The sequence below is a fragment of the Candidatus Eisenbacteria bacterium genome, assembly GCA_035712145.1.
In the GTDB taxonomy this organism is placed as follows: Bacteria; Eisenbacteria; RBG-16-71-46; order RBG-16-71-46; family RBG-16-71-46; genus DASTBI01.
The window spans coordinates 1-12170 of the sequence record DASTBI010000021.1 but is presented as its reverse complement, the minus strand read 5'-3'; the positions used below and the strand labels follow the sequence as shown (position 1 = coordinate 12170).

Annotated in this window: 7 protein-coding genes and 1 tRNA gene; 4 read left to right on the top strand and 4 right to left on the bottom strand. The window is 67.0% G+C overall.

Going from position 1 to position 12170, the window contains the following annotated elements; all coding sequences use genetic code 11:
• Positions 1-89: transfer RNA gene (locus VFQ05_00965), tRNA-Leu, on the bottom strand.
• A 373-nt stretch (positions 90-462) separates the two neighbouring features.
• On the opposite strand from VFQ05_00965, the gene kaiC reads away from it, so the two are divergent.
• The 3 genes from kaiC to VFQ05_00950 are packed head-to-tail and all read left to right on the top strand — an operon-like array spanning position 463 to position 4655.
• On the top strand, positions 463-2226 hold the full coding sequence (gene kaiC / locus VFQ05_00960) for a circadian clock protein KaiC (protein ID HET9325322.1): 1764 nt from the start codon (positions 463-465) through the stop codon (positions 2224-2226).
• A 10-nt stretch (positions 2227-2236) separates the two neighbouring features.
• Entirely contained in the window at positions 2237-2581 is a 345-nt protein-coding gene (locus VFQ05_00955; protein ID HET9325321.1) for a circadian clock KaiB family protein, read from the top strand.
• A gap of 40 nt (positions 2582-2621) precedes the next feature.
• Positions 2622-4655, top strand: a complete 2034-nt coding sequence (locus VFQ05_00950; protein ID HET9325320.1) for an ATP-binding protein — start codon at positions 2622-2624, stop codon at positions 4653-4655.
• 207 nt (positions 4656-4862) lie between these two features.
• Here the strand turns inward: VFQ05_00950 and VFQ05_00945 are convergent, their stop codons facing one another.
• Together VFQ05_00945 and VFQ05_00940 are read right to left on the bottom strand one after the other, a co-directional pair.
• Positions 4863-8096, bottom strand: coding sequence for a protein kinase (locus VFQ05_00945; protein HET9325319.1), 3234 nt, complete (start codon positions 8094-8096; stop codon positions 4863-4865).
• The gene (locus VFQ05_00940; GenBank protein ID HET9325318.1) at positions 8039-8632 is read right to left on the bottom strand and encodes a sigma-70 family RNA polymerase sigma factor; all 594 of its coding nucleotides are present in this window, start codon (positions 8630-8632) and stop codon (positions 8039-8041) included. The genes VFQ05_00945 and VFQ05_00940 overlap by 58 nt, the downstream gene beginning before the upstream one ends.
• A gap of 174 nt (positions 8633-8806) precedes the next feature.
• Between VFQ05_00940 and VFQ05_00935 the strand changes: the two genes are divergently transcribed.
• Positions 8807-11740 carry a T9SS type A sorting domain-containing protein gene (locus VFQ05_00935; protein HET9325317.1) on the top strand — a complete coding sequence of 978 codons (2934 nt, stop codon included), beginning with the start codon at positions 8807-8809 and terminating at the stop codon, positions 11738-11740.
• 25 nt (positions 11741-11765) lie between these two features.
• Here the strand turns inward: VFQ05_00935 and VFQ05_00930 are convergent, their stop codons facing one another.
• On the bottom strand, positions 11766-12104 hold the full coding sequence (locus VFQ05_00930; GenBank protein HET9325316.1) for a YciI family protein: 339 nt from the start codon (positions 12102-12104) through the stop codon (positions 11766-11768).
• Positions 12105-12170 lie beyond the last annotated feature (66 nt).

The following is a 12170-nucleotide window of genomic DNA, read 5'->3' as shown; positions in this document are numbered from 1 at the left end:
TGGTGCCGGAGGCGGGGGTCGAACCCGCACGAGGTTTGAGCCTCACGGGATTTTGAGTCCCGCGCGTCTGCCAGTTTCGCCACTCCGGCATGGGGGCCCGCGAAACTACTCAATTCGCGCCTTCGCGCGAAGGGTACAGGGTACAAGGGTTAGCGCTCCTCGCGGCGGCCCCGCACCGTGCTGATCCCCCGGCTTGACACCGGCTCGGCTCCGCTCCGCTCCGCTGACCCGGCCATTTGGGCCTGGCCGCGAACCGAGTAGGGAACAGTGCCTTGACGCGACTCAGGATGCGACCTAGCCTTCGTAGTCCCTCGGTGAGCCTCGTTGCCTGTCCTCGACGCGCATCGGGGCGCGACACTTGGTGAATTGGAGTTCCAGCAATTGGTGTCGAGGCTGCCGCCGCGCCATCGTAACGCGTTTCACTCAGGGCGACCGCGGCTCGCGCGCTCACACGAGGCAATCATGACCGAGACTGCGATCGATCCGAGGCCGAGCACTCCTCTGACCTTCGGCTCGATCGCCAAGGCGCCGACCGGAGTGGCGGGTCTCGACGAGATCACGGGAGGCGGCTTCCCTCGCGGCCGTCCCACTCTCGTCTGCGGCAGCGCCGGATGCGGAAAGACGCTCCTGGCCATCGAGTTCTTGGTTCGCGGGGCCACTCAGTTCGACGAGCCCGGGGTGTTCATCGCCTTCGAAGAGACCGCCGAAGAGCTGACCGAGAACGTTCGCTCTCTCGGATTCGACCTCGAGAAGCTGGCGAGACAACAGAAGCTGCTGGTCGATTACGTTCACATCGAGCGGAGCGAGATCGAGGAGGCGGGCGAGTACGACCTCGAGGGGCTCTTCATTCGGCTGGGTCACGCCATCGACACGATCGGGGCCAAGCGTGTCGTCATCGACACGATCGAGGTGCTCTTCGGTGGACTGTCGAACGCGGCCGTGCTCCGTTCCGAGCTGCGCCGGCTCTTCCGCTGGCTCAAGGACAAGGGAGTGACCGCCGTGATCACCGGAGAGCGCGGCGACGGTCAGCTCACGCGTCAGGGCCTTGAGGAGTACGTGTCCGACTGCGTCATCGCGCTCGATCACCGCGTGAGAGACCAGCTCTCGACTCGGCGAATGCGCATCGTCAAGTACAGGGGCAGCTTTCACGGCACGAACGAGTACCCGTTCCTGATCGACGAGAATGGGATCTCGGTGCTTCCCATCACCTCGCTGGGGCTGCGACACGAGGCGAGCAACGAGCGAATCTCCACCGGGATCCCCCGCCTCGACGCCATGCTGGGAGGTCAGGGCTTCTATCGCGGAAGCAGCGTCCTGATCAGCGGCACCGCTGGGATCGGCAAGACAAGCCTGGCGGCGCACGTCGCGGACGCCGCGTGTCGACGAGGAGAGGGCTGTCTCTACTTCGCGTTCGAGGAGTCCCAGAGCCAGCTGGTCCGCAACATGGGCTCCATTGGGCTCGACCTCGGCCAGTGGGTGCGGGAGGGACGGCTGCGTTTCCACGCCAGTCGCCCGACCTTGCACGGGCTCGAGGCGCACCTCGCATCGATCCACAAGTGGATCAACGAATTCGAGTCGCAGGTGGTGATCATCGATCCGATCACGAACTTCCTCCGTGCCGGAGAGGAATCCGACGCGGAGTCCATGCTCATTCGACTGATCGATTTCCTCAAGACGCGGCAGATCACGGCGATCTTCACCAGCCTCACGCACGGTGGTCAATCCCTCGAGCAGTCGGGCATCGGAATCTCTTCCCTGGTCGACACGTGGCTGTTGTTGCGTGACATCGAGCTAGCCGGGGAGCGGAACCGCGGTATGTACATCCTCAAATCGCGGGGCATGGCCCATTCGAATCAGATCCGTGAGTACCTCCTCACGCCGAACGGGATCGAGCTCAATGACGTCTACGTCGGACCGGATGGGGTCCTCACGGGGTCCATGCGTTTGGCGCAGGAGGCCCGCGAACAGGCCGTGGCCACGAGCCGTCAGGAAGACATCGAGCGTCGACGGCGTCAGCTGGAGCGCAAACGCCAGATGCTGGAGGCGCAGATCAAGGCGCTCCAGGCCCAGTTCGAAGTCGAGGAAGAGGAGTTCCAGGGACACATCGATCAGGAGCAGGCGGCCGTGGATCTCGTCCGGCGTGACCAGGAGAGGATGGCCGTCAGCCGCCAGGCCGACGAGCCGTTGGGGCCACCGACCGATGGCCGGACCAAGGGGAAGTTCTGAGGAGGCGCCAATGTCGGCCGACGGGAGAGAGCCGGAATCGTTGGAGGAGCTCGAAGCCCGCGGGCTGGAGGATCCCGACGTCTGGGATCTGCGACTGTACGTCGCCGGGAAGACGCCCAAGTCGGTCGCCGCGGTGGAGAACCTCTCACGCATCTGCGAGGAACACTTGTCCGGTAAGTATCGAATCGAGGTGGTGGATCTTCTGGTTCACCCCCAATTGGCGAAGGGCGATCAGATCGTCGCGATCCCGACCCTGGTACGAAAGCTCCCGTCGCCGATTCGCAAGGTGATTGGCGACCTTTCCAACGTCGATCGCACGCTGGTGGGCCTGCAGCTGCGTCCGGCCAAACTCTGAGCCCGAGGTGCCGGATGCAGGGCGCCGACGCGGAGACCCCATGGCTCCAACTCATCAGGGTCCACTCCTGACGAAAGACGAACTGCGACAGAGGCTGGAGGAGGCCGAGGAGACGATCCGCGCCCTTCGCGCGGGCGAGGTGGACGCCCTCCTCCTCGGCACGGAGTCGGAGCAGGTCTACACGCTCGAGACGCCCTACAGGCCGTACCGGCTTCTGGTCGAGCAGATGCTCCAGGCTGCTGCTACCTTGACGGTCCAGGGCACCATCCTCTACGCGAACCCACGCTTCTCGGAGCTGCTGAACCGGCCCCTCGAGGAGCTGATCGGCAAGCCGAGCCAGGATTTCGTGGCGCCACACAGCCGTGAGTCGTTCGACTCGGCGTTGAGCGGTGCCCGCTCCGCGGACGTTCAGGTCGACGTCGATCTCCTGCGTCCCGACGGCTCGATCTCGGTCCATCTCTGCGCCACGGGGCTGCAGGAGGGAGCCCTCGGGCAGTGCCTGATGATCGTGGATGCAACCGAGCAGTGGCACTACCAGGAGCTGCGGCGCTCGCAAGCCGCCCTCAGTCAGAGCGAGGAGGTCTTTCGTTCGCTGGCCGAGTCGGGACCCCAGATGGTCTGGTCCTCGAACCCGGACGGAGCGCTCCAGTACGTCAACCGCCACTGGACTCGATACACCGGGCTCACCGTCGAGCAGACCCACGACCCCGAGCAGCTCCGGAACGTCGTTCATCCTGACGACCGCGATGTGCAATGGAGTCGATGGGACGATGAGCGGGCGAAAGGAGGGATGCTGGAGATCGAGTTCCGGCTACGCCGCGCCTCCGACGGTGTCTACCGCTGGTTTCTGTCGCGCAGCGTCCCGGTCCGAGACAAGGACGGGCGGGTCGTCAGGGTGGTGGGCGCTCACGTCGACATCGATGATCGCAGGCGCGTCGAGGAAGCTCTCCGCAACGCGGATCGGATGAAGGACGAGTTCCTCGCCACGCTCGCCCATGAGTTGCGCAATCCTCTCGCGCCGATCCTCAACGCGATGAAGATCCTCAAGCTGAAGGACCTGCGGGATCCCGATCTCGAGCTGATCCAGGGCGTCATCGAGCGGCAGGTGGAGCACATGAGCCGGCTTCTCGAGGACCTGCTCGACATCTCGCGGCTCTCGCGGAATCAGCTGCAGCTCCGCAAGGCTCGCGTGAATATTGGGGCGGTGATCGAATCCGCCCTGGAGACGAGCCGCCCGATGATCGATGGGAGCTCTCACGAGATCACGGTCACCCTGCCGCACGAGCCGATTCATGTGGAGGCCGATCAGGTGCGTCTCGCTCAGGTGTTCTCGAATCTGCTCACCAACGCGGCCAAGTACACCGAGCGGGGCGGTCATATCTGGGTGAACGTCGAGCGGCACGGGGACGGGGTCGCCATCTCGGTGAAGGACGACGGGATCGGAATCGAGCCCGAGATGCTGCCTCATGTCTTCAGTCTCTTCTCGCAGGCCGAATCGGCGCGGGGACGTTCGCAGGGCGGGCTGGGGATCGGCCTCTCGCTGGCCCAGCGCCTGGTCGATCTTCACGGAGGATCCATCGAGGTTCGCAGCACCAGCCCCGGACATGGGACCGAGTTCCTGGTCCGTCTTCCGGCCGCGACGCGCGATGCGATCGAAGGCGCTCCGCCGCGCCCGGACGGAGATCAGGGGCGTCCGACATCGCGCCGCCGCATTCTCGTGGCCGACGACAACCGGGACGGCACGGACTCGCTCGCGCGCCTCCTGACGCTGAAGGGTCACGAGGTGAGCACCGCCTACGATGGGGCCGAAGCCATGGAGGTGGCCGACGAGAGGAGACCGGACGTCGCCTTGCTCGACATCGTTATGCCCATCGTGAACGGCTATGAAGTCTGCCGGCGCATCCGAGAGCATTCGTGGGGCAAACAAATGCTCCTGATCGCGCTCACGGGCGGGGGGCAGGAAGAGGATCGCCGCCACACCGAGCAGGCCGGCTTCGATCACCACCTGGTCAAGCCAGCCGATCCCGATGAGCTCCAGGAGATCCTGGAGTCCATGGCTTCGCGGCCGCGTTGACCGGCGGCCGAACCGGGACGATCTTCCCAAACCTGTCGCGCCGATCCATGCCCTTTGGCTAGGCTTGCGGCCTCGAAACGCCCTCACGGCGATTCGGAGTCGCCATGGCCACCGTCGTCGCCCAACCCGATCGTCCGGTTCCCGCCGACCAACTGTCGCATGAAACGTACGCGATAGGCTCTGCTCGTGACTCGCCGCGAATCGTTCCTAACGCGGCCGAGCTTCGATCCAGGCGATGGCCTTGGTCATGGCCTCGTCGCGCGACATCGATCGGCCTTCGGCGATCAGTGCGTCGCGGTGCGCCTCGCCGAGCACGGCCGCCAGCCGCGCCTCGACCCTTGCCCGCTCCTCCCGTTCCAGTGCGCTGGGTAACACGCCGGTCTTCGAGCGCTGCTCGAGCGCGAAGCCCCAGCAGCGCGCGGCCCACGGCGCGTCGTCCGCCACCGCCACCTCGGCCATCACCTCGAAGATGTACGTCATCCACATCGCAGGCGGAGCTTCGTGGCGAGCCTGGAAGACTTCGCGCAGCCGCCCAGCCGCGGCCGTGTGGTCGCCACCGCGGACGTCGATCAACGCGAGATTCAGAAGGGCGTGGACGGTCGTTTGCCAGTTGCCCTGCTCGCGCGCCAGGGCGAGACCGGCTTCGCAGGCGCGCCGCGCAGCCGCCTCGTCGCCGCGAATCGTGTGGAGGTCGGCGAGATTGTTGAGGATCAGCGCCTCGCGCTTGCGGCGGCCGTGGCGGCGGCACAAGTCGAGCGCGGTCTCGTAGTGCGTGACTGCCTCGTCGAAGCGGCCCATCCAGCGCGCGGCGGCGCCCATTCCATCCACGGCGCGGATCTCGCCGTCGACGTCGCCGACCTCACGAAAGATCGCGAGACTGGCTTCGCACAACCGCAGCCCCGCGGCGTAGTCACCTTGTTCGGTCGCGATGCCCCCAGCAGCCCGCATCGCCGCAGCGTGCGCGCGTGTGCTCGGACCCTGCGCGCGCTCGAGTGCTCGCAGGAGCCGGGTGCGGCTCAGCGTCAGCAGCCCGCGCAGGTACCAGTATCCTGAGAGCGCCACCGACAGAGCGAGCGCACGCGTCGCACCTTCGGGTGTGGCGTCGCATCGGTCGATGGCCGCGAGGAAGTTCTCGTGGTCGCGGTCGAGGCGGCCGAGCCAGGCCTCGGATTGCGGTCCTACCAGGTTCGGCTCCGCGTCGCGAGCAAGCTGGGCGAAGTAGTCGAAGTGTCGGTCGCGCGCCGTCTCCAGGCCCCCGGAGTCGGCAAGACGATCCGCCGCGTAGTGCCGGACCGTCTCGAGAAAGTTGTAGCGGGTCTCGGAGCGCCCGGAAGTGTCCACCATGACCAGCGACTTGCGCACGAGCCGCATCAGCGCGTTCAAGGCCTCCTGATCTTCGACTTTCCACACGGCCGCCGCCGAGGCGACGGTCCAGGTGCCGGCGAAGATCGCCAGGGCCCCGAGTCGCGACTGGTCGCCCTCGGCCAGCATCTCGTAGCTCGACTCCAGCGCCGCTTCGAGACTGAGGTGCCGCGCCGCCGCGATCCGCTTGCCCTGGAGCAGTTGAAAGCGATCCGACAGTCGCCGCTCCACGTCCTCGACGGGCATGCTCGCGAGCTGGGCGGCGGCCAGCTCGATCGCCAGCGGGAGTCCGTCGAGCCGGCGGCAGATCGAGACCACCGCGGCGGTATTGTCCGCGGACAGCTCGAACTCCGAGCGCGCCAGCGTGGCGCGGTCGACGAAGAGCTGCACGGCCTCGGCGCCTTCCGCCGTGCCGCCGTCGTCGGGCAGCGCCAAAGGGGTCAGTGAGTAGGCCACCTCACCCTGCGTGCCGAGCGCCTCGCGACTGGTGGCGACGATTCGCGATCGCCCACCACTCTTCACCACGCGCGCGGCCAGCTCGGCACACGCCGCTCGAACGTGTTCACAGTTGTCGAGCAGCAGCAGGCACGCGTGTTCCCGCAGGTGCTCGACCAGCACGTCCGCCGGGCTCTGGTTGGCTCTCTCGCGAAGTCCGAGCATGCGAGCAGCCACTTCGCCGATGCGTCTCGGGTCGGAGATGGGCGCCAGGTCCACCCACCAGGCGCCGTCGGCGAAGCCGTCGACCGACTCCCTCGCCAGCTCGAGCATGAGGCGCGACTTCCCGCTCCCTCCGAGGCCGGTCACCGTGAGGAGCGACGCGCGGCGCAACAAGCGCCGGCACTCCGCCAGGTCGGCCGCGCGGCCCACGAAGCTCGTGATTCGCGTCGGCAGATTGTGGGACGGCGTGGCCAGATGCAGGCGGCTCGGATCTCGGCGGCGCGCCGCTCGCACCTGGTCCAGGCGCGCCCGTAGCGTATGGATGTCGGGAATGCGGCGCGCGGGGTTCTTTTCCAGACAGCTGACGAGCAGCTCGCGCAGCTCCGGCGGCGTGTCGTGAGGCAGCGCGCTCCAGTCGGGCTCGGAGCGGAGGATCGCCTGGAAGACTTCCGCGAGCGAGTGGCCCGGGAACGCGCGGCGTCCGGCCAGGCACTCATAGAGGAGGCATCCGAAGGAGAAAAGATCCCAGGAGGGCGAAGGGCGCGCTCCTTCGAGCTGTTCGGGCGGCATGTAGCTCGGCGTGCCGAGCCGCATGGTGGTTGCTTCAGCGGGGCCGGGGTGCGCAGGCACGTCCGCCGTGATCTCGGGCATCGCGGTTCCGTCGGTGGCCTGCGCGGGGATCGTGTCCCAGCTGCGCGCCAGCCCGAAATCGAGCACCTTGATCCGGCCGCGGTCGTCGACCATGACGTTGCCGGGCTTGAGATCGAGGTGGGCGATGCTGCGGGCGTGGGCGGCCTCGAGCGCGTCGACGATCTGCGCGCACAAAGCCAGCGCGCGGTCGATCTCGATCGGGCCCTTCTTCAACGCGACGGCGAGCGTCTCGCCGCGGAGATGCTCGAGCACCAGGAAGCGCCGGCCGTCGGGCTCTTCGTGGAGGTCGTACAAGGTGGAGATGTTCGGATGGTTGATGGCGGCCAGAACCCTGGCCTCGCGCAGGAACCGATCGAGCCGCTGACGGTCGAGCCGGTCGACGTCGGGGAGCGCCTTGATGGCCACGTCGCGCTCCAGCCGATCGTCGCGCGCCAAATACACGACTCCCATGCCTCCGCGCCCGATTTCGCGCAGGGGCCGATAGGGACCGAGACGCTCCGGCCGCTCGTCGCGGACCTCGAGCGCCTCGAGCGGAGGCCCGGACTCGAACACCTTGCGCGCGACAGGGAGCGCTTCGAGCAGCGACTCGACCTCGCGTCGTAGGGCGGCATCGTCACCGCAGGAGCGGTCGAGGAAGGCCGGGCGATCGGCTGGGTCGTGCTCGAGCGCGTCGCCGAACAGCTCGGCCGCGCGGTCTGATCGCTCCCGGTCGGTCACGACGACGGGCCGGGTGCGGTGGACTCGTCGCTCGACATCTCGCGATAGAGCCACGCTTGCGCGAAATCCCAATGGCGGGCCACGGTCCGCACCGAGACCCCGACGACCTTCGCGCACTCCTCGGAGGTCAGGCCGCCGAAGAATCGCAACTCGACGACGCGCGCCTTCTCGGGATGGAGCTGGCCCAGTCGATCGAGGGCGGCGTCCATCTCGAGCATCGGGAACTCGTCGGGCGCCGGGATCTCCGCCACGCCGGTGTCGAGCGGGACCTTCACCCACCCGCCGCCCCGCTTCCGTCGCCCACGGGCGCGCGCGTGGTCGACCAGGATGTGGCGCATCACCCGGCTGGCGACCGCCAGGAAGTGGAGGCGGTCCTGAAAGTTGCTGCGGGTCTGGTCGATCAGGCGAACGTAGGCCTCGTGGACCAGAGCCGTGGCCTGCAGCGTGTGGTCGGGACTCTCCGCCTGAAGCCGTATCGCCGCGATGGCTCGCAGCTCGCGGTAGAGCGCGGAGAACAGCTCGTCGGCGGCTCGCGCCCCGCCTTGCCCTGCCTGCTGGAGGATTTCGGTGACGTCGTGCGCGCGGCTCATGGACGGACCGTGGGGTGCCTCGGGAATGCCTGGGACCAGGGGTCTCAACCCGAACGCCCAGCGCCGAATAGCGTGGCCGACTTCGGTGCGGGCGCGCAAGCCGCCAGGTCGGATGGCACGACCGCAAGGATTTCGTCGCTAGAGGGAGTGGACCCCCAAAGAAGGAGTCGTGCCATGCGTACCCTGCTGGTCGTCTTCGCTCTCCTCGCGACGGCCTCACGAGCGATCGCCGTTCCGCTGAACGGCACGTTCACCATCGGCGGCGCCGCGCCAAGCTTTGCCACCCTCCAGGACGCCGCGGATGCCCTGGCCGCCAACGGCGTCTCGGGTCCAGTGCAGCTTCGCATCCGCCCGGGCACCTATCTGCGGGACGGAGGCACCTCGCGCGTCATGACCCTCAACGGTCCGGTGGCCGGCCTGTCTCCGACGAATCACGTGACGTTCCTGCCCGACGCCGCCGCGGGCGGCAACGTGAACAACGTGATCCTCGCCGTCGACCAGACGACGCAGACAGGGCTCTCGGTCGTGAAGATCGGCGTCGACGAGGTCACGTTCCGAGAGATCACGTTCATCGACCTCGACGTCGATCAGGCCGGGGCCCGATTCCTGCTCGAGCTGGAAGGGGTGCCGATCACCAACCCGACGATCGAGGGCATCGTCGTCGAGAACTGTCGCTTCGTCGGCAACGCGGCCAACACCAATACCGGCGGTCTCGGCACCGACTACGGAGTTCACTGTCAGGGAGAGCTGAGGACCGCGCAGATCCGCGGCAACAGCTTCCAGCGTCTGATGCGGCCGATCTCGATCGCGGACGGGGCGGGCGTCGCGGGAACGATCCTGGTCGAGAACAACCTGATCCAGACGCCTCACGAGGGGGTCAGCGGCACGGGCAATCCGCTCGGCCAGGGCATCCTCGTCACGGCCGAGTTCCCCACCATCACCCGCAACACGCTCGACTACGCCGGTGGCAGCGGAACGACCGGCATCCTGGTGCGCGTCAACAACGCCGGGACCGTCGACGGCAACCTGATCAAGAACGGCGGGCCGACCGTCGATGGGACGTCACGCTTCACCGCGATCGATGCCGACGACATGTTCCCGCCCTGCAACTCACTGACGATCAGCAACAACATGGTGATGGGGATGCGCTCGAACGCCCAGATGGGAATCCTCACCGGCGCACGAAAGTCATTGGTTGCCCACAACAGCGTGGCGATCGGCCCGGTGATCGGCGAGGCCAAGGCGCTCTACGTCGAAGGCGACGAGTCCAGGGTGGTCGACAATATCCTGGTCGTGCGCGGATTCACCTCGAATCCATTCGCGGTGGTCACCTACGAGATTTCGTATCAGGCTTTGACCACCTCGTTCCAGTCGGACTTCAACGTTCTCGAGAAGGCCGACAACAGCACCCTGGTGCGGTGGAACACGAACTTCTACTCGGCGCTCAGCGCCTATCAGGCCGCGTCGGGACAGGACGCTGCGACGATCGTCAAGCTTCCCATCTTCGTGGACATCGGGCAGGACCTGCACCTCACCGACTGTTCGGCTCAGGATCCCGAGCTCACCGGCACCCCGGTCGCCGCGGTCACGAACGACTTCGACAACCAGCCCCGCCATCCCACGCGTCCGGTGCGCGGCGCCGACGAGGTCCTGTCGCGAGTCACCCGAGACTTCGAAGCGCAGTTCAGGCTCGGTCTGCCCGGCACGCCGTTCGGGATGGCGGCCGGGAAGTTCGACAACCTGCTGGCCGACGGCCTGGCGATCACCGATTACGACAACAACGTGGTGCGTCTCTACCACAACAATCCTTCGCTGCGGTCGTTCACGCCCGCCGGCACGCTGCCGGTGTCCTTTCAGCCCTATGCCTGCCGCTTCATGGATCTCGACGAGGATGGCAGGCTCGACCTGATCGTGGCGGGAGAGGCCGCCGCCGTCACCGTCTTCTGGGGCGACGGTGCGGGCGGCTTCCCTTCTTCCGCCACGGTGCAGACGCTGGGCCGCGTGGTCTCGCTCGAGCCGGAGCCCAGCCCGTACTTCGCGAACAAGCGCGTCTGCTGGTTGAGCGAGGACAACGGCTTCCTCCCGAACTCCGGCTTCCTCGGCCTGCTGGTCCACCTGGGCGGGCGGCAGATCTGCAGCGACGTCATCAAGAACTCGCAGGGCGCCCCGGTCGAGCTCCCGCTCGCGTTGAAGGACCTGGTGGTCGCCAACCTGGCTGGCTCCAGCGCCTACGAGATCGCCGGGATCGGCCTCGCGTCGGGGAGTGGCCAGCGTGCGCTGTTCTCGGACTTCCAGGACTTCTTCGTCGTGAACCCGGGAGGTCCGCTCCCGTGTCCCAACTCGAACTTCGAGGCAGTCCACGTCGAGGGCCCGAGCGCAGCGAACTCGTACGTCGGCCATGGCAGCAGCCTCGCGGCCGGCGATTTCGACGGCGACGGCGACAGGGACATCGTCTCGACCAGTGTCTCGGAGACCCGGGCCGTGCTGATGCGGAATGGCGGCAGCGCGAACTTCAGCGAGGAGCTGATCCCGGTGAACAACGCCCACGGCGTGGTCTCGCTCGACTACGAGAACGACGGCGATCTCGACTTCGCAACGCTCAATCGCCAGCTCGACGACAACGGCGTCACGCTGTTCCTCAACGACGGGACCGGCCACTTCACCCCGCGCTTCAACTGCTCCCACACCTTCGGCAGTGGCCTGCCGTCGGCTGCGGTGGTTGCCGACTTCGACCTCGACGGCAAGGCCGACGTGGCGGTGGCGAGCCTCTACGACTCGCTGTTCGTCCTCTACGGCAACGCCGGGCAGACCACCGGCGTCGCCGACGGCCCACGCCGACACGATTCTGGAGTCTTCCTGGCTCAGAGCGCCCCCAACCCGGCGCGTGGCGCCAGCACGATCCGCTACACGCTCCCACAGCGCCAGCACGTGCGGATCGCGGTCTTCGATCTCGCCGGGCGTCGGGTGGCGACGTTGGTGGACCAGGAGGTCGAAGCAGGGCCGCACGAGGTGGTCTTCGCCGGCGCCGGCTTGTCGAGCGGAGCGTACCTCTATCGCATGGAGACGAGTTCCTACGTGGGGACGAAAAAGCTCATGCTCGTGCGGTAGGAGTGAACCATCTTGGGGTGGCGCTTCAGAACATCTGCCGGATCTCGGTCTCGCCTTCCCAGCCTGGCCAATGTCGCTGGTGCGCTTCCATGAAGCGATAGGTCCACTCGATCGCTTCTTTCTTCGATGGCACCTCGAAGATCGCGAAGCCGCCGATCAGCTCCTTGGCCTCCGTGAACGGTCCGTCGGTCAGGTGGAGCTTGCCGCTCGCCACGCGAACTCGCGCTCCGGCGGCGCTGGGGTAAAGGCCGCCCATCGTCACCATCACTCCATCGCGGGCGGCGTCTTGGCCGAGCTTCTCGATCGCTTCCATCAGCGCGGGAGGGGGCGGCCCCTGGCCCTCGGCGGACTTGACCATGGTCATGAACTTCACGACTGGACCTCCTCAGTGAGCCTCACGTCGGGAGCGGGAAGCATCGTCCGCGGTCCC